The 23,076-nt window shown below is 31.4% G+C and carries 25 protein-coding genes; 4 read left to right on the top strand and 21 right to left on the bottom strand.

Translation table 11 applies throughout. The annotated features are described in order from the left end of the window. Positions 1–22 precede the first annotated feature (22 nt). Complete coding sequence (locus JOC70_RS01425) at positions 23–1,396, top strand: YjiH family protein (protein WP_204597139.1); 1,374 nt, start codon at positions 23–25, stop codon at positions 1,394–1,396. Positions 1,397–1,482: 86 nt separating this feature from the next. Here the strand turns inward: JOC70_RS01425 and JOC70_RS01420 are convergent, their stop codons facing one another. The 13 genes from JOC70_RS01420 to JOC70_RS01360 form a co-directional block, all read right to left on the bottom strand. Further along, positions 1,483–2,271, bottom strand: coding sequence for an ABC transporter substrate-binding protein (locus tag JOC70_RS01420; protein ID WP_204597138.1), 789 nt, complete (start codon positions 2,269–2,271; stop codon positions 1,483–1,485). 198 nt (positions 2,272–2,469) lie between these two features. Then, a complete protein-coding gene (locus tag JOC70_RS01415; protein ID WP_204597137.1) occupies positions 2,470–3,489 on the bottom strand; it encodes an AI-2E family transporter in 1,020 nt (339 codons plus the stop codon). Beyond that, positions 3,464–3,982: a PRC-barrel domain-containing protein gene (locus tag JOC70_RS19475; protein ID WP_204597136.1), complete on the bottom strand. Its 519-nt coding sequence runs from the start codon at positions 3,980–3,982 to the stop codon at positions 3,464–3,466. Before JOC70_RS19475 ends, JOC70_RS01415 begins: the two co-directional genes overlap by 26 nt. Positions 3,983–4,122: 140 nt before the next feature. Then, a complete protein-coding gene (nifU, locus tag JOC70_RS01405) occupies positions 4,123–4,551 on the bottom strand; it encodes a Fe-S cluster assembly scaffold protein NifU (RefSeq protein ID WP_204597135.1) in 429 nt (142 codons plus the stop codon). A gap of 1 nt (position 4,552) precedes the next feature. Further along, positions 4,553–5,755, bottom strand: a complete 1,203-nt coding sequence (gene nifS / locus JOC70_RS01400) for a cysteine desulfurase NifS (RefSeq protein ID WP_204597134.1) — start codon at positions 5,753–5,755, stop codon at positions 4,553–4,555. Next, complete coding sequence (locus tag JOC70_RS01395) at positions 5,748–6,191, bottom strand: RrF2 family transcriptional regulator (RefSeq protein ID WP_204597133.1); 444 nt, start codon at positions 6,189–6,191, stop codon at positions 5,748–5,750. Before JOC70_RS01395 ends, nifS begins: the two co-directional genes overlap by 8 nt. A gap of 142 nt (positions 6,192–6,333) precedes the next feature. Continuing rightward, complete coding sequence (locus tag JOC70_RS01390) at positions 6,334–6,804, bottom strand: metal-dependent transcriptional regulator (protein WP_204597132.1); 471 nt, start codon at positions 6,802–6,804, stop codon at positions 6,334–6,336. A 59-nt stretch (positions 6,805–6,863) separates the two neighbouring features. After that, on the bottom strand, positions 6,864–7,817 hold the full coding sequence (locus tag JOC70_RS01385; protein WP_204597131.1) for a 2-hydroxyacid dehydrogenase: 954 nt from the start codon (positions 7,815–7,817) through the stop codon (positions 6,864–6,866). 2 nt (positions 7,818–7,819) lie between these two features. Continuing rightward, entirely contained in the window at positions 7,820–9,091 is a 1,272-nt protein-coding gene (locus JOC70_RS01380; protein ID WP_204597795.1) for a replication-associated recombination protein A, read from the bottom strand. 45 nt (positions 9,092–9,136) lie between these two features. Further along, the gene (locus tag JOC70_RS01375; protein ID WP_204597130.1) at positions 9,137–10,108 is read right to left on the bottom strand and encodes a hypothetical protein; all 972 of its coding nucleotides are present in this window, start codon (positions 10,106–10,108) and stop codon (positions 9,137–9,139) included. Between the two features lie 56 nt (positions 10,109–10,164). After that, on the bottom strand, positions 10,165–10,659 hold the full coding sequence (locus tag JOC70_RS01370) for a flavin reductase family protein (RefSeq protein WP_204597129.1): 495 nt from the start codon (positions 10,657–10,659) through the stop codon (positions 10,165–10,167). Positions 10,660–10,676: 17 nt separating this feature from the next. Beyond that, positions 10,677–11,453: a histidinol phosphate phosphatase gene (locus JOC70_RS01365; RefSeq protein ID WP_204597128.1), complete on the bottom strand. Its 777-nt coding sequence runs from the start codon at positions 11,451–11,453 to the stop codon at positions 10,677–10,679. A 98-nt stretch (positions 11,454–11,551) separates the two neighbouring features. Further along, positions 11,552–12,463: an AEC family transporter gene (locus tag JOC70_RS01360; protein ID WP_204597127.1), complete on the bottom strand. Its 912-nt coding sequence runs from the start codon at positions 12,461–12,463 to the stop codon at positions 11,552–11,554. Positions 12,464–12,733: 270 nt separating this feature from the next. Between JOC70_RS01360 and proB the strand changes: the two genes are divergently transcribed. Both proB and JOC70_RS01350 read left to right on the top strand, forming a co-directional pair. Next, a complete protein-coding gene (gene proB, locus JOC70_RS01355; protein WP_204597126.1) occupies positions 12,734–13,540 on the top strand; it encodes a glutamate 5-kinase in 807 nt (268 codons plus the stop codon). A 12-nt stretch (positions 13,541–13,552) separates the two neighbouring features. Continuing rightward, a complete protein-coding gene (locus JOC70_RS01350; RefSeq protein ID WP_204597125.1) occupies positions 13,553–14,827 on the top strand; it encodes a glutamate-5-semialdehyde dehydrogenase in 1,275 nt (424 codons plus the stop codon). Positions 14,828–14,907: 80 nt separating this feature from the next. On the opposite strand, the gene JOC70_RS19130 is transcribed toward JOC70_RS01350, so the two are convergent. The 5 genes from JOC70_RS19130 to JOC70_RS01325 all read right to left on the bottom strand — a co-directional run bounded on the left by JOC70_RS19130 (position 14,908) and on the right by JOC70_RS01325 (position 17,943). Continuing rightward, positions 14,908–15,066 (bottom strand): 4Fe-4S dicluster domain-containing protein, encoded by a 159-nt coding sequence (locus JOC70_RS19130; protein WP_341534841.1) that lies wholly within the window; start codon positions 15,064–15,066, stop codon positions 14,908–14,910. Positions 15,067–15,585: 519 nt separating this feature from the next. Next, positions 15,586–16,512: a DUF2935 domain-containing protein gene (locus JOC70_RS01340; protein ID WP_204597124.1), complete on the bottom strand. Its 927-nt coding sequence runs from the start codon at positions 16,510–16,512 to the stop codon at positions 15,586–15,588. 61 nt (positions 16,513–16,573) lie between these two features. Continuing rightward, positions 16,574–17,074: an HD domain-containing protein gene (locus JOC70_RS01335; protein WP_204597123.1), complete on the bottom strand. Its 501-nt coding sequence runs from the start codon at positions 17,072–17,074 to the stop codon at positions 16,574–16,576. A gap of 104 nt (positions 17,075–17,178) precedes the next feature. Next, positions 17,179–17,451, bottom strand: coding sequence for a TIGR04076 family protein (locus tag JOC70_RS01330; protein ID WP_204597122.1), 273 nt, complete (start codon positions 17,449–17,451; stop codon positions 17,179–17,181). A 69-nt stretch (positions 17,452–17,520) separates the two neighbouring features. Continuing rightward, entirely contained in the window at positions 17,521–17,943 is a 423-nt protein-coding gene (locus JOC70_RS01325) for a CGGC domain-containing protein (protein WP_204597121.1), read from the bottom strand. Between the two features lie 163 nt (positions 17,944–18,106). Here JOC70_RS01325 and pdxR point away from each other — a divergent pair, with 163 nt between their 5' ends. Continuing rightward, positions 18,107–19,513 (top strand): MocR-like pyridoxine biosynthesis transcription factor PdxR, encoded by a 1,407-nt coding sequence (gene pdxR / locus JOC70_RS01320; protein WP_204597120.1) that lies wholly within the window; start codon positions 18,107–18,109, stop codon positions 19,511–19,513. A 191-nt stretch (positions 19,514–19,704) separates the two neighbouring features. On the opposite strand, the gene JOC70_RS01315 is transcribed toward pdxR, so the two are convergent. The 3 genes from JOC70_RS01315 to JOC70_RS01305 all read right to left on the bottom strand — a co-directional run bounded on the left by JOC70_RS01315 (position 19,705) and on the right by JOC70_RS01305 (position 22,903). Beyond that, positions 19,705–20,103: a GNAT family N-acetyltransferase gene (locus tag JOC70_RS01315; protein WP_204597119.1), complete on the bottom strand. Its 399-nt coding sequence runs from the start codon at positions 20,101–20,103 to the stop codon at positions 19,705–19,707. 68 nt (positions 20,104–20,171) lie between these two features. Continuing rightward, on the bottom strand, positions 20,172–20,642 hold the full coding sequence (locus tag JOC70_RS01310; RefSeq protein WP_204597118.1) for a YbaK/EbsC family protein: 471 nt from the start codon (positions 20,640–20,642) through the stop codon (positions 20,172–20,174). Between the two features lie 182 nt (positions 20,643–20,824). Continuing rightward, the gene (locus tag JOC70_RS01305; RefSeq protein ID WP_204597117.1) at positions 20,825–22,903 is read right to left on the bottom strand and encodes a cell wall-binding repeat-containing protein; all 2,079 of its coding nucleotides are present in this window, start codon (positions 22,901–22,903) and stop codon (positions 20,825–20,827) included. Positions 22,904–23,076: the final 173 nt, after the last annotated feature.

Genomic DNA, 23,076 nt, shown 5'->3' with positions numbered 1-23,076 from the left:
AACTTAAATTAAGGAGGCAACTATGACAGAAATAACTAAAGATAGAGGAACAAATAAATATTCTCTTAAAAATTTCCTGAAATTTTTGATACCATCAGTAATAGGTATGTTATTATTTATGACACCCATCACACTAGGTGGAGAAATTACAGTACCCGTTGCATTTTTTTCTAAAAATGTACAAACCTTATTAGATGGATTTTTACCGTTAATAATGACTATCTTGATAACCGTTTCATCTTTTATTACTATGGTAACAAAAATATTTAAGCCAAAATTTATAATAAACAACGTATATTTAAAGAATCTTTTTGATGTAACTCCCGTTTGGTTTGCAATAAGAGTTATTGGGATGGTTATTGTATTAGCTACTTTCTTTAAAATAGGAAGCGAAGCTATATATTCTGATAACACCGGATCACTTTTGTTATATGATCTTCTTCCTATTTTATTTGCAGTATTTTTATTTGCAGGTTTGCTATTACCCTTAATATTAGACTTTGGATTACTTGAGTTTTTCGGTTCCCTATTAACTAAAATTATGAGACCTGTTTTTAATTTACCTGGACGTTCATCAGTAGATTGTATAGCATCTTGGCTAGGGGACGGAACTATAGGTGTTCTTTTAACAAGTAAACAGTATGAGGACGGATATTATTCCTCTAGGGAAGCGGCTATAATAGGTACTTCTTTTTCAGCAGTATCTATAACCTTTTCTTTAGTAGTTATTGCTCAAGTTGGTTTAGGACATATGTTCGTTCCATTTTACCTTATAGTAACATTATCTGGTTTGATAGCTGCATTCGTTGTTCCTAGAATTCCTCCTCTTTCTAGAAAACCCGACTCTTACTACAATAATAAGAAGAAAGCCTCAAGTGAACTTATTCCCGAGGGATATTCCTCTTTTAGTTGGGGACTTTCTCAGGCTGTAGAAAGAGCCGAACAAAATGATGATATAAAGAAATTTTTTATAGATGGATTAAAGAATGTTTTTGATATGTGGCTTGGAGTTACTCCAATAGTTATGGCTCTAGGTACACTAGCTTTAATAGTTGCTGAATATACCCCTGTATTTCAGATACTGGGAATGCCTTTTATTCCACTACTTAAGCTACTAAGGCTTCCAGAGGCTTCTGCTGCTGCTTCTACTCTAGTAGTTGGATTTGCAGATATGTTTCTTCCTTCTGTTATAGCTGCAGGAAGTATAAAAAGTGAACTTACTCGTTTTGTAATAGCTGCAGTATCTGTAACTCAACTTATATATATGTCTGAAGTTGGTGGACTTTTAATAGGTTCCAAAATACCTGTTAACTTTAAAGAGTTATTTATAATTTTCATAGAAAGAACCTTAGTAACTCTTCCAATTATAACTTTATTTGCACATTTCCTATTTTAATTCAAAAACCCTGGAAACAAATCCATTTGTTTCCAGGGTTTTTACTTTATATTTAAACTTGCCACTTGCCATGTGGGTGGCACTTTTTATTTATAGCTGTCAAAGCCAAACCATTTTATTGAAAGCTTTGATAATGTACCATCTTTCTTCATATCTTCTACTATCTTGTCTATTGCCTCTCTTAATTCTTTATCTTCTTTTCTATAGCCAATTCCCATAGGCTCTTCACTTATTATTCCTTTTAACACTTCATATTCTCCTGGTTTTTTAGTAGTATAATATCCACCAACTTGAGCATCCATAACTACAGCATCTACTCTTCCACTAGATAGCTCATAAAAGGCCTCAGTTATCTTATCATACTTCTTTAACTCTTTTACTCCTTTAATGGTTGCTGCTACGTTTTCCCCTGTTGTTCCAAGCTGACATCCAATTACCTTTCCTTCTAAATCGTCCACACCTTTAATACTTGTATTTCCCTTTTTAACTGCTAATATTTGTCCACCCATTATGTAAGGATTTGAAAAGTCTATGGATTCTTTTCTCTTATCTGTTATGCTTATACTTGCTATTGCCACATCAAATTTCTTAGCGTTAAGAGCCATTATAAGTCCGCTGAAATCAACTACAAAAAATTCAGTAGTTACTCCCAATCTTTTTCCTACTTCATTAGCAAAATCCACATCAAATCCTACTAGATTTTTATTTTCATCTCTAAACTCCATAGGGGGATAGCCTTCTTCGATTCCCACCACTAGTTTTTTTGTCTGTTTAACTTTTTCCATGGTACTTAAATTTTCCTCTTTTTTACCACAGCCTGCAAATACAGTTACAATGAAAAATAAAGGAATAAGAATTTTAACAATTTTTTTCATAAAAAGTCCCCCTTAAGTTATATTTAAATATTCACTTGCGAATATTTATACATTTACATTTTTTTATTGTAAATTGGCAAATCGAATTAATCCTTTATAATTATAGTTAAGTATATATGATTATTCAATGTTTTTTTTAATATTCATGTAAAAAAATAGAGTTCCATTTAGGAGACTCTACTTTTAATAACCATTATACTAGAACATATAATAATTCAAATCCTCATATATAACTTTAGCTACTACACCTACAGGAACTGCTAGCACCATTCCAAAAAAGCCTCCTACCTTGCCTCCTATAACGAGAATTAGTATTACAGCTAAAGGATGCATACTAATATTATCACCTATAAACTTTGGAGATATAAAATCTCCTTCCACTTGTTGAATAAGATAAAGCCAAAAGGCTACCCAAAGAGCTGCTTGAGGTGATTTAAGTAGTGCCATAACTATTGCAGGAATTGCACCAAATATTGGTCCGAAATAAGGTATTATATTAAAAAAAGCATTTAAAAGCGATAGAGTCAGTGAAAATTGAACTTTAAAAGTTATTAACACTATAAAGGTACATACTCCAATTATAAAACACAATAAAAATTGGGTTATTACATATCTGCTTAATATTCTATCAGTATCCTCTAATATCTTATCTATAATATTTCTACTTTGAATGGGAAAAAGAGCAAGAAATCTATTTTTAAGCTTTAAACTATCTGATAAAAAATAATAGGCTATTATTGGTATAATAGCAATAGATAGTAAATTTTCCCCAAACGTAAGTGCCTTATTTATCCAACTATTTAGAAATACTTCAAAGGCCTTACTTCCTCTTATATAAATATTTTGAGTAATACTATATGCAATTCCTCTATTTATCTTAATATTTTCATAAATTCTATTTGTGTAATTTCCCAAGTTTTTTAATGAATCGTATAAATTTAAGCTTTCCTTAATGATGGATGGGATTATAAAAATAAAAATTGATGCAAAGACGGTAACTACTATAAACATTATTATTAATGATGAAACTTTTCTACCAAGGCCCTTATTCATAAGCATATCTCTAAATGGTTTAAAAACATAAAATAATATAAAAGACACAAATATAAGATTAAACATATCCCTTATAAATTTTACTTTTAAAAGCAATGTAAAGGCCAAAATAAATATAAAAGCTACTAAGAATACCTTTTTATATTTTTTTACTACTTCTAGCATAACCATCCTCTTCTCTAAACAGCTTGCTTGGTAAATTTATAAAATTAATATTATAGCTTTTCCCATGATACAGTATGTGACTATCACCAAGTAGCAAATCTTTTAATAATAATATCTTCTTGCCATAAAGAAAATTGGTAGCATAACCTGTAGAAACTATTATTCCTTGTATCACAAATGTATCTTCATTAAATATTATATCTTCTACCATGCCTATCATATTTCCCTTAATATCTATTACATTCATTCCTTTTATATCTTCAAAGTTTAAGCATTTTCCTTTATGATAAGAGCTTGCAATCATGTGTTTATCAAAGGAAATTATATCTTCTTTAAATACATAAAGAGCTGACTGAAATAGCGAATAAGAAGATATTAAAAATCCAATTACTCCTCCTATGTTAAAATCTACAGCTAAATCCTTAACAAATCCCATGGACTTGCCTTTTACATTGCTTACATTCATAAACAAGAAATCTTTTTTTCTATACACTTCATATCACTCCAAAGATTAAGTATAAATATATTCTTTCCTATTATGTAAAAAATATGATTCATTTATAAATAAAAGGAGATTGGATAATTATATTATCCAATCTCCTTTTATTTCCTGGGAAAATTTCCTCAGTTTAATTATTCACCATGAACTTCTTCATGAATATGGTCGGAATGTTCTTCCATATACCAAGTCTCTAAGCCTGCATTTCTTCTATAATCATTTATAGCTTTGTGGATAGCTTCTTCTGCAAGTACTGAGCAGTGCATTTTTACTGGTGGAAGTCCGTCTAAAGCTTCTGCTACTGCCTTATTAGTTAATTCCCATGCTTCTTCTATGGTTTTTCCTTTTATAAGCTCTGTTGCCATACTAGAGGAAGCTATAGCAGATCCACATCCAAAAGTCTTAAATGTAACATCCTTTATTATATTATCTTCAACCTTTAGGTATATTTTCATTATATCTCCACACTTTGGATTTCCAACTTCTCCCACACCATTGGCATCAGCAATTTCTCCTACGTTTCTTGGGTTTCTAAAATGATCCATAACTTTTTCGCTATACATATTATTTTTCCCCTTCCTTTAAGCTATTTAAGTATTCTTCCCAATAAGGTGACATTTCACGTCTTCTCTTTATTATTTGTGGTAGTATATCTAATACGTATTCTACTTCTTCTTCTGTGGTATTAGCACCTAAACTAAGTCTTAATGAACCATGTGCTATACCATGAGTAAGTCCCATAGCAAGTAGAACATGTGATGGATCTAGAGAACCAGATGCACATGCACTTCCAGTTGAAGCACATATTCCTTCAAAATCTAAATCTAAAAGTAGTGTTTCTCCTTCTACTCCTACAAAACACATATTTACGTTACCAGGTAATCTCTTATCTCCTCTTGGCCCATTTAATTTAACATGAGGTATTCTTTCTGTAAGACCATTTATAAGCTTATCTCTTAAATAAGATACTCTCTTGCTTTCTTCTTCTAGCTCAGAAACAGCAAGCTCTATAGCTTTTCCTATACCAACGATTCCAGGTACATTTTCTGTACTTGCTCTTCTTCCTTTTTCCTGTCCTCCGCCGTGGATTAAGTTTTCTATCTTAACTCCTTTTTTGATATATAATGCTCCTATTCCTTTTGGGCCATAGAACTTATGTCCTGCCATGGAAAGCATATCTATATTCATATCCTTTACATCTACCCCAACGTGTGCCACAGCCTGAACTGCATCTGTATGGAAATACACATTTCTTTCTCTGCAAACTTCACCTATTTCTTTAATAGGCTGAATAGATCCAACTTCATTATTAGCAAACATTACTGATACAAGTATTGTAGTATCTTTAATAGCATTTTTTAAATCTTCTATGCTAATTAATCCTTCTTCATTTACAGGAAGGTATGTTACTTCAAAGCCGTGCTTCTTTAAAAACTCACAAGTGTGTGTTATAGCATGATGCTCTATAGCTGTAGTTATTATATGGTTTCCTTTATTCTTATTCGCAAAAGCAACTCCTTTTAGTGCCCAGTTGTCTGCTTCGGAACCACCAGCTGTGAAATATATCTCATCTTTTTCTGCATTAATAGCTTTAGCTACTCTTTCTCTTGCCTTATCTATAGCCATTCTTGGCTGTGCAGATATAGAGTAAAATTTAGAAGAAGGGTTTGCAAAGTTTTCAGTAAAATAAGGTATCATTTCTTCTAAAACCTCTGGTTTTGTAAATGTAGTAGCTGCATAATCCATGTATACATATTTTTTATCCATTGATGTTTTCCCCTTTCTTATTTGCCATTAAATTATTATAATCGTCTACCATATCTTGTAATGTCGTAGTTTTAGTAACTTGATCTATACTTTCCTTTATTCTTGCCCACAAAAGTCTTGTAGAACATACTTTTATATTAGAACATTCCCCGTCCTGTAAACACTCAGATAATTTTAAAGGTCCTTCTAATACATTCATTATTTCAGACACGGTTATGTCTTTTGGTTCTCTGCTTAAAATATATCCGCCTTGAGCACCTCTTATACTTTTAATTAAATCCGCCTTTCTTAAAGAAGAAAAAAGCTGCTCTAAATAATATTCTGATATATTTTGTCTCTCTGAAATACTTTTTATTGATATAGGCTCTTTACTATAGTTTATAGCTAAATCTACCATAGCTTTGACACCATATTGCCCTTTAGTCGATAACTTCATTAAATCACCTCTTTAATATTATATGTAATGTTGAGTGATTTACTAAACTTTCAAAATCATAATATCAAACCCGAGTAATCTTGTCAACAATATTTTATATTAATTTTATTAAAAAATTTAAGGATATGTATCACTTAAATTTTTACATATCCTTATCCATTAAATACTTATTATATTTATTTGCAATATCGGGATTTTTATTTAAGAAATCTAAAAAATAATTTAAGTTTTTTATAGTTTCTGGGGTAAGTGAATGTTCTATTTTTTCTGTCTGCTCCAGCACATCCCCCTTTGGAGAAATTAATTTTAAAAAGCTTTCTATTATGTTATGCCTTGTTAGAAGCAGCCCCCCCATTTGTTTTCCTTCTTCAGTTAGAATTACAACTCCATATTTTTCATAAATCACAAGATTAAGTTCAGAAAGTTTATGAAGCATTTTTGTAGCGGAAGGCGGCTGTACATTTAACGCCTTTGATAATTCATTTACTCGAGTGAATCCTTGACATAAAGATAACCTATATATCATCTCTATATAATCTTCCATCGAAGCTGTGATATAGCCCCAATCCTTTTCCATATATCCTCTAAAAGTATAGAAATCTTCTCCTGACATTTAATCTCCCCCATTAATTACAACATAGGCTATCTTTTATGTAAGATAGCCTCCATTAATTATTTTATTAAGTTTTGAGGATTTCCCTGAAGCCACTTAGTAATATTATCAAATGTAATATGAGCTCTTCTTACCATTGCTTCTTTTGTTGCAAAACCTATATGTGGCACTACTACAGAATTTGTAGTACCTAAAAGAGCATAGTTTGTATCAAGTGGTGGTTCTATATCAAATACATCTATGCCTGCTCCTTTAATTTTTTCTGTCTTTAAAGCTTCTGCTAAAGCTTCATTGTCCACAATAGGACCTCTTGCAGTATTTATAAGAATAGCATCTTCTTTCATTAGTGCAATTTTATCTTTATTTATAAGTCCATGAGTTTCATTATTTAAAGGTATATGAATAGATACTATATCACTTTTAGCCATTAATTCTTCTATTGAAACATATTTTACTCCCAGCTTTTCTACTTCTTCTTTTTTAGTTCTATTATAGGCTAATATGTTACATCCAAAGGCTTTTCCTATTTCTATTACTCTTCTCCCAATTGCTCCAGTACCAATTACTCCAAGAGTTTTTCCTTCAAGATCATTTTGAGCAAATCCCTGTTTTGTGCCTCCTTCTCTAGTAATTTTATCTAGAGGCACTATGTTTCTTAAAAGTGATATTATAAGCCCAAATGTTAGCTCTGCTACTGAAGTAGTACTATATCCTGCTGCATTGCATACAGTTATATTTTTCTCTCTACAGGCATTTAAATCCACATGATCTACTCCTGTGAAGGCTACTGAAATCATTTTAAGCTTATCATTTGAATTTATAACCTCAGCTTTTAAAGGCATGTTAGCAATTACCAAAACTTCTGCATCCTTTGCCCTTTCCTTTAATACTTCTATATCTTCGTTTCTGTCTTCGTAATATACAATTTCATGCCCTTCATTTATAAGTACTTCACCAATTTTTAAAGCTTCCTCCTTTGAAATACCTAGTGGTTCTAATACAGCTATTTTCATTTTTATTCCTCCCTTAAATATCTCATATATTGAGCTATCCTTTCCTCCATTTTGTTTGTTCCTGGAGTATAATACACAGCCTCTTTTATGTTATTCGGTAAGTATTGTTGTTTTACATAGTGATTTTTATAGTTATGAGGATACTTATATTCTTTTCCTCTTCCCAAAGCTTCTGCCCCACTGTAGTGTGCATCTTTTAAATTCTCTGGTATATCCCCTACATCTCTGATTTTTATATCACTTAATGCTTTATCTATAGCCATAACAGCAGAATTGGATTTAGGTGAGGTGGCTAAAAGCAATACAGCTTCGGCCAGTGGTATTCTAGCCTCTGGAAACCCCAATTGAAAAGCAGCATCGGTACAAGCTTTTACTATAGCTATGGCATTGGGATACGCAAGCCCTATATCCTCTGCGGCAATTACTAAAAGCCTCCTAGTTATTGATGCTAAGTCCCCCGCCTCCACAAGCCTTCCCAAATAATGAATAGCAGCCTCAGGGTCACTACCTCTTATGGATTTTTGAAAGGCACTTAATATATCATAGTGGCTGTCCCCAAACTTATCATAATTTAATATCTTCTTTTGAGCACATTCTACAGCTATATTTAAGTCAATATGTATTTTCTCTTGTAAATTTTTATTAGTGGAATATACACAGAGTTCTAGTGCATTTAATGCCTTTCTTAAGTCTCCCCCGCTTACCTCACTTATATAATCTAATGCATCTTGTTCTAAAACTATACTATTATCAAACTCTCCCTGAAGCTTAAACAGAGCATTAGTAATACCCTCTTTTATATCTGCCTTCAAGAGAGGTTTAAATTCAAAAATAGTAGACCTGCTTAAAATAGCCTTATAAATATAGTGGTATGGATTTTCAGTAGTACTTGCAATCAAGGTTATAGAACCATTTTCCATAAACTCTAAAAGAGATTGCTGCTGTTTTTTATTGAAATTTTGAATTTCATCTAAATATAAAACTACACCATTTATGCTCATTAAACTATTTAAATCCTTTATAATATCCTTTATATCACTTAAAGAAGCATTGGTAGCATTTAACTTATAAAATGTCTTATTTGTAATCCTAGCTATTATATTCGCAACGGTCGTCTTTCCTACTCCAGGAGGTCCGTAAAATATCATATTGGTAAGCTTCCCAGACTTTATTATTCTATTTAATATTTTCCCATCGCCTAATATATGTTTCTGTCCTACTACCTGGGAAATATCCTCAGGTCTCATTTTATCCGCCAGGGGCTTATTTATCATCAATGAAAACCACCTCAACAAAATTTTGAATAGGCTTTTAAAAGCCTATTCTTTAATTAAAATATTTAACGATCTATCTAAAATTTTTTCACCTGTCTTAATGAATTTCTCACTTTGTTTTGTGACCATATTCATTGTTCCAAAGGTTGCAGCTTTTAATAAGTTTTTTCTATAGGCATATTTAAACCTTTTTACCTTCTTTTCATCTAAAATTCCTAAATAATACATAAGCTCATCTTTTGTATCATCAGATACTACTTTTAATGCCTCTTTAAAATGTCTTTGGCTTAATATAATGAGATTATCTCTCTCCAAGGGCTCTTTAGCTTCCTTAGCTAAAAGTTCAGCACTTCTTCCTATGCATATAAGAGTCTTCTCATCTTTTATATCACTTTTCATTCCTAAATTAATACATTTGAGCAGCGCCCGCCTGTAGCTCCATTTATCCTTATCCAAGTTTTCTTCTATATAGCCTCCACCTATTTCAACTCCTATATCAATTAGGGATCCAATAGGATCTACAGGGATTTTTATTGCATTTAAAAATATAAATGCCTTTTTATAATACCTTAATGTTTCCGCTAAAATAAGCCAGCTATATGGATCTCTTGGATTTTCATTAACCATTCTTGTTATCTTTTCAATGCCCGATGCACCTTCTACTAAATCATCTACAACAGTAACTATTGGCAAATCTTTAAACTGCTTTTGCAGCTTAGAAATTGCACCTAAATCCTTATTCTCATTGCGTCTCTCATTTATGGATATTTTTGCTTCTTCTTTTAATCTCTTTGCTTCTTCTCTTCTTTGTATGCTCTCATTGAATTTAATTGAGTTTATATTTTGAAGGGTTTTCCTCTTATTACACTCCAATTTATGCTTATCTTTATTTTTAGCGCCATCTATATTTTTATCTATTCTTTTGACTTTCCCTTCTAGATACAAACATTGCACAGTTTCCTTAGCCTTACTTAATGCTATCTTATTTAAGCTTTCTAGTTTTTTACCTAAACCCATTTTTAAAACTCCTTTACTTTTTATTGATATCTTGTTTTAAAAATGAGTATTATGGGTTACTTTAAGTAACAATCAACTATTTCTCCATAATACATAGTATGATAATCACCATTTTCATAACAAGATTTATTTATTTCTGGAGATAAAAACTTTTCATCCATATGTTGCTTATATATTATTTTGCACTCAAACTGCAAATCACATTCACCTATAATAGGAGAATTTACCTTATTTGATTTTCCCATAGATAAATTACACTCTTTAAACTTATCTATATCTCTTCCTGACTTTGTCCCACATAGTGCAAGTTCCTTTTTTAATTCACAGTTTACAGGAATACTTACAGTAAAATCTTCTGCTTCTTCTATAATATCATAAGTATATCTAGATTTTCTGACCATAACCATAAATACCGGTTTTTTCCACATATATCCTATATCTCCCCAACCTATAGTCATAGTATTTACCTTCTCACCACTTTTTACTGTTAAAAAACCTCCCTTAGTTTTTAAAATATCAATAGCGTCCTTAACATATTTTGTGTATTCCATAATAAACTCCTCCTACATTATAAATATTCAGGCTTTCTATTTTTAAAATAAACTGGCTTTAAGCCACTTAAGTCTGCAAGTTCAATGGCTAAATCAAAATTTTTTCCGATACTTTCAGTAGTGTGAGAATCAGAGCCCATAGTTACAATTTTGCCACCTAACTCCTTGAACCTTTTATATATTTTTTCTAAATTTCTTATTGCTTCCTTTTCCCTAAATCTTCTAGTATTTATTTCTATAGCCCTTTCACTTTTAGCCATAATACTTAATATTTCATCTATGTGCTCTCTATAATCATCATAGTATATTTCCCTATCTTCAAAGGGGGCATATCTAGCTATGTAATCTATATGTCCTAAAGAATCTATAAAATCATATTCTTTTACACATTTTAATATGTCTTCTAGATAATTTATGTAACATTCCTTTTTATCCCTACCTTCATAAAACTCTTCTGTATATATATCATAATACTTTCCGTCATAATTTACCACATGTACAGATCCCAGTATAAAGTCCAAATTATATTTTAAAGCTATAGCTCTATTTTCATCTAAAACATCCTTCCTCATACCCATTTCTATGCCAAGTAAGACTTTTTCATTTTTATATGTTGTGTATTCCTGAAAGTATTCATCTATATTAAACATAAACTTATCCTTGACCATATACTTTAAATCAAAATGATCTGTAATTACTATACCCATATCTTTTTTATTTGCAGATATTATTGCATCCTCTAAGGGCATTATGCAATCTGTAGAAAAATTCGTATGTACATGACTATCAAACATAAAATCACCTCCAAAATAATCCTAATTGTAATATAATTTGTTTATAATAAGAGGCCGTAGTATTCTATGCATGCATTTTGAAACAGCCTCCATTGTCTTTAAAATAATGCATTAATCACTATAGGAATGGTAAATATGGATAAAATTGTAGTTACCACCACACATTTTGCTGAAAATACCTTGTTGTTATTATACTTTTCTGCAAATACAGTAGTCATTGCAGCAGCAGGCATTGCTTCTAGTATTACACACATTTTTATCAAATAATCATCTGCTTTTAAAATTTTTAATACCCCATAAACCATAAAAGGAACTATAACTAATTTTATAAAGGACACATAATATATTCTTAAATCCTTTACTATTTCCTTTATACTAACATTTGCAAAGTTAGCACCTATTATAATCATTGATAAAGGTGTTGTCATCCCACCTACGTAGTTTAAAGTCCCCATTATAGTATATGGAAGTTTAATCTTTCCAAAAAACACTATTAGTCCTATAATCACAAATAAAATTCCTGGCTGAAGCAATATATTTTTAAAATTAAAGTTGTCCTTTTCTTCTTTAGAAAATAGAAGTGCTCCATAGGTAAGTAATATAACATTAAATGGGACTCCAAAAATAGATGCATAGAAAACTCCTATTTTACCATACATACCTTCCATTATAGGATATCCCATAAATCCAAAATTAGAAAATATGGTTACAAACTTTAAAACTTGCTTTATATTTTCCTTAAACTTAAAGTAAAACATTCCGCTTATAGCAGCTAAGAAAACGTGTATTGATAAGGAGTATATTAATATTGCCCTAATCTTTTCGGTTACTTCCTTTGAATACTCAGTATTAAATGAAGCTAAAATCAAACACGGTAGGGTTACATTTACAAGTAAATCTGTAAGATTTTTCAGCGTTTCTTCCTTTATAAAATTTTTTCTTCTACTATATAGACCTATAAGCATTATAAAACATAATATTATAACCTGATCTACAATTTGATTTTGCATTTCTCCCATCCTTATTTTAAAAAGTCTTTACTCCTCAAGTTGATGAGTGAGTTTCCTTTTATTAATATACAAGCATTATTTAAAAAATGTTCGGTATTTCTTTAATATATTATACATCAAATTTTTTCACTTACCAAATAACGTCAGGATATTTATGCAGTTTGTTTTTAAATTTATTATATTTCTTAAAAACTTCATTTAATTTTTTATAAAATTATGAGATAATCATTAATAAAGATTATATTAAAAATGTTTATAGGGGGTGTTTTGATGACTAACTTACGTAAAGATTATTTAAAAACTATAAAAAAGATAATTGTTAAAGTTGGTTCTTCCACTTTAACTTATAATAATGGACTTTTAAATCTTTCTCATATAGAACATTTGGTAAGACAACTTGCAGATATACACAATCAAGGATACAGTGTTGTTCTTGTAAGTTCTGGGGCAATTGGAGCAGGTATGGGGAAATTAGGCCTTAAGGAAAGACCTAAAAGTATTCCTGAAAAACAAGCTGCAGCTGCTGTGGGGCAAGGCTTACTTATGCATATGTATGAAAAGATATTTTCTGAATACGGCAAAACTGTTGCTCAAGTTCTTCTTACTAAAGAAGACATGACAAATGAAGTACGTAGAGAAAATGCTCATAATACTTTTTCTGCTCTTTTGAATCAAAATGTAATTCCTATAATAAATGAAAATGATGCCGTTGTGGTAGATGAAATAAAAGTTGGAGATAATGATACCCTATCTGCATTAGTATCTGAACTTATTGAAGGAGATTTACTTATACTTATGTCTGATATAGATGGTCTATATGATTCAGATCCTAGAAAAAATAAAGACGCAAAGCTTATAAATACAGTTGAAAAAATCACTGAAGAAATAGAAGCATGCGCAGGTGGTGCTGGAAGCAATCTTGGTACAGGCGGCATGGCTACAAAAATTAATGCTGCAAAAATTGCTACAGCTTCTGGAATATCCATGGTAATTGTAAATGGAGATAATGCAGAAGTACTAAGTAAAGTTATTTCAGGAGATGCAGTAGGAACTTGGTTTAAATCTGACGTAAAATAAGGAGGAATACACATGGAAAACTTACAAGAATATATATTAGGCATTGGCGCAAAGGCTAAAGAAGCTTCTAGAAAGCTTTCATCCTTAGATACAAATTCTAAAAACAACGCCTTATTATCTATGGCTGAAGCTTTGAAGAACAATGCTTTAGAAATTATTGAAGCAAATAAAATTGATTTGAGACTTGGAGAAGAAAAAGGATTAAATAAATCCCTTTTAGATCGACTTCTTATAAATGAACAAAGAATAGATGCCATGGCTGAAGGTTTAAGACAAGTATCTGAGCTTCCAGATCCTATTGGAGAAATTATAACTGCCTGGAAAAGACCTAATGGTATAACTATAGGACAAAAGAGAGTACCTTTAGGAGTTATAGGTATAATATACGAGGCTCGTCCAAACGTAACTGTAGATGCTGCAGCTCTTTGCTTAAAGTCTGGAAATGCAGTAATACTTAGAGGTGGATCTGAAGCTATAAATACCAATATGGCTATAGCTAAAATACTTAGAAATTCTCTTATATCCTGTAATCTTTCTCCAGATTTTATACAACTTGTAGAAGTTACGGATAGAGAAATTGTAAATATAATGCTTAAATTAAATCAGTATATAGATGTTTTAATTCCTCGCGGCGGGGCTGGACTTATACAAACTGTAGTTAAAAATGCTACAGTACCTGTTATAGAAACAGGAGTTGGTAATTGCCATGTGTTTGTAGATAGCTCTGCAGACCTTACTATGGCTGAAAATATCATAGTTAATGGCAAAACTCAAAGACCTGCAGTATGTAATGCAATAGAAACAATTTTGATTCATAAAGATGCTGCGGAAGAATTTGTTCCTAAAATCACAAGTACTTTAAATAAGTTAGGTGTAGAATTAAGAGTTTGTGAAAAAGCTAAGGAAATAATAGATGCTAACAATATAAACGCAAATGTAAAGCCTGCAACTTCTGAAGATTGGGATAGAGAATATCTTGATTTGATTTTAGCAGTTAAAGTTGTAGACTGCTTAGAAGAAGCAATGGAACATATTTATAACCATGGAACTAAACATTCCGAATGCATAGTTACAAATGATTATAAAAACTCCCAAATCTTCTTAGAGACTATAGATTCTGCAGCAGTTTATGTAAATGCTTCTACTAGATTTACAGACGGCTTTGAATTTGGTTTTGGTGCTGAAATCGGAATAAGCACCCAAAAACTTCATGCTAGAGGACCTATGGGACTTCCCCAACTTACTACTATAAAATATATAATATCCGGCAGCGGGCAAATTAGATAGTACAAGTAATAAAAGGATTGAACCCTATGAACTTCAGGTTTCAATCCTTTTTAGTATAAACTATAAACTTGATATCAAGTTTATAGTTTAATTGCGCTTCGAGGACAAATTTTTATACATTCAGCACAGAGTATACATTCTGTACCATTCTCACGGTTACGTTTATTATCCGTAATATCTACATTCATAGGACAGACTGTTTTGCATTTGATGCATAATACACATTTCTCAGAATTCACTTTAATCCTATTGATGGTCCTCTGAGAGTTTCTTTATGTATCCAATGTATAACTCCTATTTTCCCACCCTTATTTAAAATATTATAAGCACTTTGAAGTAAATCTAGTGGTTTTTTACAATGGATAATATTAAATAATGTTATATAATCAATTTTATTCCCACTTATAATTTATTTTTCATGGACGATCATCAGCTGCAAATTCTTCATAATATCTACATATTGTTTTGTTATTTTGTAGCTATTAATTTAAGGAGGTGCTCTATGGTTGGTTTAGCTTTAGCTCAATGTATCCAAGCATGTGATTCTTTAGGACAAAATTTAGCAAAATGTATATCAATGATGTTACATATGTAATTAAAATTTTTATAATTTCCCACCTAAAAAGACCTGTGATTTAAATTATCACAAGTCTTTTTATTAAAATATACACATATATACTCTGAGGCTTTATTAATAAACATTACTGATTTTCTATATTTAAAATCACTTCTTATAGGCTCAATTCTATCTTTCTACTCTATGCCTCCTGTTTAAAGTTCTTTAGCATTCTAATATAATGATTTGCCTCCCTAACCACGTGGTCCCCGAGCAAAGGAAAAGCAATCGATTTAATTTTACATTGTGTAAGCCCTTCCGTACCCTGTTTTTTAAAATCTCGAATATCAATTGTATTTTTAAGGCTCTTTTCAGTTACTGATGGCAAAAGGCCTAAATTATTAGCTAAGTTTTTAGCCTCCGCTGTAAGTTCATCAAATTTTCTTCCAAAATCATTTGCAGTGTCAAATAATTTTTCTTCAGTCGGGTCTAAGAGTCCTCGAATAAATTTTGAGTGCTCAGCCATTATCCTATTCCAAAAGGTTTCCTGGAAGGCAGCTTCTCTAGCTAAATCTATCTCTTTTCGACTTTGCAATATTCTAAGTAATCTTAAATAAAATTTTGCTTCTCTAAGAATATGATCTATAAGCAGCGGATAATTCGTGGTAAACATCCTGCAGGATAAAACATCCCTTAAGACTCTGCTCTTAAACATTGCAATTTGCTCTGCAGCTTTAATTGCTCTATTATTTAAATCTTCCACCATTCTTACAGTATTCATAGTAATTTGCTTTGGACTACTGCTGGCTAATGCTGCTTCCATTATAGTTATGTTAGGATCAATATAAATATTAGTGTAAAATTGAGTCTCTCTTTCTGATAATAGAGTCAAATCAGTTATAAGTTCTCCTGAATTTACTGTTTCCTGACTAATTATACCATCAGACATACAAATAGTTTCCGCTAACAATTTACTGAATATATTCTTTAGTATTTCCGCTTGTTCAATGAATGGGTGATCTCTTGTGGCAAATCCAGCCTCTAAAAAAATAGAGTGTTCTTTTGCAATTCTCATGAAAAACAAGTTTAGCTCCAAGGATTGTCTTACAAATTCACTATTGGATAACATATTAAACCTCTACATGATTTATTCACACTAATATAATATGATTAACATTATTAGCTTAATACTAATTCATGATAAGTATTTTTTCCGCCAATTCAAGTCCAGATTTAGTTTTAAAGTTTTTGTTAATAATTCCTTTCAGCATATCTTGACTAGTTCCTTTATCAAATTTTTTAAGTGCTTCCAATAAATCTGCCTCCCATTGAATTTGAAAATCCATTCCATCAACTTTGCTAGGCGTATGATGATTACCTATTATGTAACAGATTCTTTCCATCTCATCATCACTTAACCCTTCACCTTCAAGCAATTCTTTTGCAGCTGCAGGTCCTTCTTTTTCTTGATAAGGTCCAGAAGTTGAACCATATTTTTCTTTTGCATTAATCATTCCTATATCATGAAGTATAGCAGTTACTGATATAAGATATCTTTCTCTTCCTTTAATTCCTTCCCCATCCATTATAATTTCAGCATTTTTTAAAACATTAAGTGCATGGTCTATTTCAGATGGAATAGTTATTTCAAACGCTGACTTCATCTTGCTGATTACAGGTTCTTTATTCATTTATAATACCTCCATAATAGCTAGATTTATAACATAATTTCACTATAAATTCAGCTAATAATACTATTAAAATAAGGTGTTACAATCGCATAGGTATAATACTTTCACATCGTTTCTTCCTTATCTATTTCAATTTTAAAGACATTGATTGTACCTACATCAGGACAGCAGAATACTGCCGTTCCTTTAGCTTGCCCAGGAATCTGTCCTCCATATCGTAAAATATCAATATATGGGAACCCTGCATGCATAGCCATTGGACATAGCTTTCCTCTGTCATTGTCAAAATCAAAATGTTCTCCAATTTTGTGTCCTCTATGACATCTCATTTTTCCCTTTTGCTCAATCAAAGTAATCTTTATTTTAGGCCTCTTCAAAATTCAGCACCTCCAGATTTTCCTCTATTCGTATTACCCTCCTTAAAAATATAAAAACCTTACTTCAAATTACTGTTCTTCTTCATAGCAGTTATATATGCCTTCTTCCCTTTTTCTTTTTGCATTACCACTTATATAAGAGCCCTCCACTATATTTTTATACCCTTTCTTTATAACTATATTTTTGATATAGTCTACATGTGGACATCTGTCGTAATGATGATTGTCAGTTACCATGCAAGATGATAAGTGAACTATAACCTCATGTTTACTAATATTATTTTTCTTATATAACTTATTCGATAAATGTTCTAATTTGGCGGCAACTCCCTTCCCACAACATCCACCACAAGTAAATGAAATATACCTTGTAGTATCCTGGTAATCCTTAAAAACTTTATCCTTATTGTAAAAAGCATTTGTACATGCAAATCCACTGCACCGCCTATGTGCAATATCGCACTGAATGATAACTACATATTTAGTATTCATACTTACCCCTCCCTATATTGATTAATTTAGTTTACAAGTTTGTACTAATTTTATATCCTTGTTTATTTAAGATGTATTATTTAAATTATAATTTCAATCTGATATTATTGAAAGTATCAGATTTTATATTTTTAATAGTATCAGTTATAGGAGGGCTCTAAAAATGCTTGAACTTATGCCTACTTTAGATAATACAAAAGATACTCCACTATATGTTCAACTTTATGAATATATAAGAAAAGAGATAGAAAATGAGACAATTAAACCAGGTATAAAGCTACCATCAAAAAGAAAATTGGCAAATCATTTAGGGATAAGCCAAAATACTGTTCAAACCGCCTATGAACAATTATGTTCAGAGGGATACGCAGAAAGTAGTCCACGTAAAGGTATATTTGTAACAAGTATTGAAGATGATTTGTTTCATCACTCGACAATTGAAACTAAGTTGCCCAAACACAAAGATGAAAAAAAAGTATTAGAGTACATAATCGATTTTAACTATGGTAAAGTTGATTTAGACTATTTTCCCTACTCTGCTTGGCGAAAGCTGACAACTCAATCATTATTTTTAGAAAACAGCAATATTTTATTGTTAGGTGAACCACAAGGCGAGAAATATTTGCGTGAAGAAATATCAAAGTACCTTTTTCAATCAAGAGGAGTTAAATGTTCATCAGATCAGGTTGTCATTGGAGCAGGTACTCAATTTCTTCTTATATTGTTATGTACGCTGATAGGAAGAAAATATAGTTACGCCATTGAAAATCCTGGTTTTCATAGAGCGAGGCAAGTTTTTAAAGACCAAGGTATTGATATACACTCAATCTCAGTAGATGAGAATGGTATTTGTATAGAAGAGTTAAAGAAAAGTTCTGCTAAAGTTGTCTATGTTACACCTTCTCACCAGTTTCCATATGGGATGGTTATGCCAATTTCACGAAGGATGGAACTATTAAAATGGTGTACAGAACGAGATGGATTTATAATTGAAGATGATTATGATAGTGAATTTAGATACAAGGGAAAACCTATACCTTCTCTACAAGGATTAGATGCCATTGACAATGTGATTTATATGGGTACATTTTCAAAATCTTTAATACCTTCAACTAGAATAAGTTACTTAGTTTTACCATTAAAATTAATGAATAAATATGAAGAACATTTAAAAGTGTATAAACAAACTGTATCTAAGCTTCATCAAAATACACTTTATAAATTCATGAATGAAGGACATTGGGGAAGGCATTTGAACAAAATGAGAACAGTATATCGAAAGAAACACAAAATATTGCTATCTGCAATTAATAAATATATGGGCAAGAAAGTGGAAGTTATAGGTGAAAACTCCGGATTACATATCTTATTAAAGGTTAAAAACGGCATGTCAGAAGAAGCTTTAATTAAAACTGCTTTAAATATGAAAGTAAAAGTTTACCCATCGTCAATATATTATGACAAATATGAAAATAACAGATTGCCTTGTGTAATGTTAGGCTTTGGTGGATTAAAGGAAATGCAGATTGAAGAAGGTATAAGTATATTAAAAAATGCGTGGCTATTATAGTTTACGAATTGTTTAAGAATTTTTATTAATTTTACTATTACAATTATAGCATTGTTTGTCTATGACCAATTTCCAACAAAGTAGATAATTTAATCAATAAAAATTATAAGAGAAAAAGTATGCTAATCATTTTACAAACATACTTTTTCATTTTTTTAATTTATATGAACACCAAATATTGTAATAACTTTTCAAGATCTATAAAAACGGTTATTTTGGTTATATGTAAATCCAAACCTTTTATAAAACCTATCAAGCTCACTTATCGCAATCAGCCCAATAATAGCACCTTCTACACAATTCTCATCAATGTAATCCATTATTTTTTTCATAATTAGCGTACCAATCTTCTGATTTTGATATGAAGGCAAAACTATTATGTCTTGTATGTAAAAAACTGTTGCACCATCTCCAACAATTCTGCCAAACCCTATTATACTGCCTTGGTCTTCTATGCAAATACAGTAAGTGGAGTTATTTAACCCTTCTTCTATTTTATCATGCTGCAGTACTTTCCAACCAATAGATCTTCTTAGCTTAATATATTCTTCAACTAAAGGTTTCCTTTCACTTATTGTAATATTACTCATATTTACCCCCCCATTTTCAATGCTTTTCTCAAAACTGAAACTGAATAAGCTGCTTATTTTTTCAAGTACTATTGCCATCCTTTACAAACATCAATCCATGAAGAATAGTTTGAATACTTTTGGAGTTCCTCAATTGTTAACTGAATTGCACTATTACTACTTCCACAAGCTGGGAATACTGTTGTAAATCGTTTTAGAGACTCATCAAGATAAACAGTGACACCATCATTGATACCAAATGGGCATACCCCTCCAACAGCGTGGCCTATCAAATCAATTGCTTCATCTGGTGTAAGCATCTTTGCTTTTGTTGAAAATTGTGTCTTATATTTTTGGTTATCTATTTTAGTGTCTCCTGCTGCTACAATTAAAATAGCTTTCTTATCTACCATAAAGGACAATGTCTTTGCTATCCTTTCAGGTTCACATCCTACTGCTTGCGCAGCTAACTCAACCGTTGCACTGGAGGCATCTAATTCAAGTATTTTATCTTGTATACCCCATGTCTTAAAATATTCTTTTACCTTTTGTATTGCCATAATTGTTCCTCCGCATTTATAAAAATAATGTTAGTTTACTTTTATCTATAATTATAGCTTAGTTTTAATAAAATTATATAAAATTAAGGTATTCTTTCTATTTAGATTAAATATTTCTCAACCTGCCCTTTAAGCATATATAAAAAATAATCCTAGAGAATATATTCTCTAAGATTATTTTTTTACTTGGTAGAAATTAATGTATTCTTACTATCGTATAAGCGCGCTTGGTCGCCACTGTTATTCCAAATATAAGCCCCTGTCCACTTTAAATCCCCTGCAGCATTTCCACTAGCTATTCTTATAGTAGCTCCTGCCTTTAGAATATAGCCGCTTGGAAAATTATAAGTTTGATTCCCTTCTACACTTACAAGCTTCCACCCTGTCATATCTGTATTTTGAGTACTATTATTCTTTATTGTAACTATTTCTTTAGCTAAATCTACACTTACTATTTGTATGTTTTTATTAGTTGTTGCAGGAGGAACAACTCCACTATTATTGGAACCCGTCTCACTACCACCATTGTAACTTCCTGGCTTGGTATTAAAAGTTATATTACTTCCATCACAAGTAGCTACTATAGTTCCTAATTCATCTGTTCTATAGACATCTGCACCAACATTTTTAAGTTTATTCAAAGTAGTTTGTGTTGGATGTCCATAAGTATTACCTTTCCCTACACTTATAACAGCATACTTTGGTGATACTGCTGATAAGAACTCAGTGGTGGTTGATGAATTGCTGCCATGATGTCCAACTTTTAGTACATCTGCTTTTAAATTATATCCTCTGTTTAACATTTCCTTCTCAGATACATCTTCAGCATCTCCTGTAAACAAGAAAGATTTACTCCCATAAGTAAGTTTAAATACTATAGAATAGTTATTTAAATCTTCATAACTATCTTCGTTAGGTGCTAATATTTCTAGATTCACATCTGAATCTAAGTCTACAATTTCCCCAGGGATGGGAGTAGTTATTGTCATACCTTTGCTATTTATAGCTGTAACTACATCTTGAAAAGTTTGAGTAGTTGAAGTCACCTTTGGCATGTAGATCTTACCTACTTTAAACATGTTAATTATCGTATCTAATCCCCCAATATGATCTTCGTGAGGATGGGTGCCTGCAATGATATCAAGTTGAGTAATTTCCATATTTTTTAAATATGAAACTACTTTGTTTCCATCCTCATTGTTTCCTGAATCAATAAGCATATTTTTCCCGTTTGGCGTTTGAATTAATATACTATCAGCTTGTCCTACATCTATAAAGCTAACTTTTAAATCCTCTTTTCCAGTTACAATCTTATTTGCTACCGAATCAGAAACTACCCCGGTACCTCCTAAAATTACTACATTGTTATATGCATAATGCTGGGCTCTTATTGAAGCCATTACTAGTGGATTAACAGAGGTTGCTACTAAAATTAGGGGAGAATTACTTAAAGCTGCTAGTGCACTTGCACATAGGGCATCAGGATAATTTTGACCTGATGCAGCGTAAACCTTATCATAACTAAATTCACTTGCAAAATGATTTAATACTGCTGCATTAGTTCCATATCTGCTGCTTCCTCCAAGTCTTGTAACGCTATGTAATTGTGAAGCTATTTTATCGCTTACAACTCCACTTCCTCCAACTACGTAACTTTTTTGATAAGACTTGCTTGATAAAAAACCTTTTACCTGCTCAGGTAAGTCTACCTTATCAGTAAGAATTATTGGCATTCCCTTTTGCGCTGCAACTGGAGCTATAGATAAAGCATCGGCAAAACCAAATCCATTGGTTACAACTACACCGCTGCTTTCTCCTAGATATTTAGCTACCTGTAGTGATGTTTCAAATCTATTTTGGCCCGCAATTCTAGTAATTTCAATATCCATCTTTTCTATTTCAGAAAGTACATTATCTGATACAACCCCTGAGCCTCCTACCACGAGTACATTCTTTACTTCAAGTCTTTCTAATTGATTTTTTGTATTTGAATCTAAAGTATTTTTCCCAGTAAGTAGAATTGGTGCATTATACTTCTTGGCTAAGGGTGCTGCACAAAGTGCATCTGCAAATCCTTCTCCACTAGCTATTACTGCATAATCAGAAATTGTCCATCCTTCACTTACAATTTTAGCTCCTGTTTCATACCTATTGTTCCCTGCTAACCTGTCCTCTAGTGTTGCTGCACTAACTTGAGATGTTGAAATTATAGATAAAGATAATGTTAGCGCTGAAATAACTTTTAGTATTATTTTTCTCATTTTTGTCCTCCTTAATTAGCATTTTATGACTATTCAATTATATTTTATTTGCATTTTTTCGACAAGTGTATAAAGTTGGTAATATATATCAGGCTATAAAGAGGACTTTTTATGAGTGGTTTTAGAAGATAACTTATTTTTAAATGAAAAAAAGTAGTTCATGGAACTCTCCA

The sequence above is a fragment of the Clostridium pascui genome, assembly GCF_016908015.1.
Taxonomy (GTDB): Bacteria; Bacillota; Clostridia; order Clostridiales; family Clostridiaceae; genus Clostridium_AK; species Clostridium_AK pascui.
Note: the sequence above shows the minus strand (reverse complement) of the source record. Positions and strands in the feature narration are given on the sequence as shown.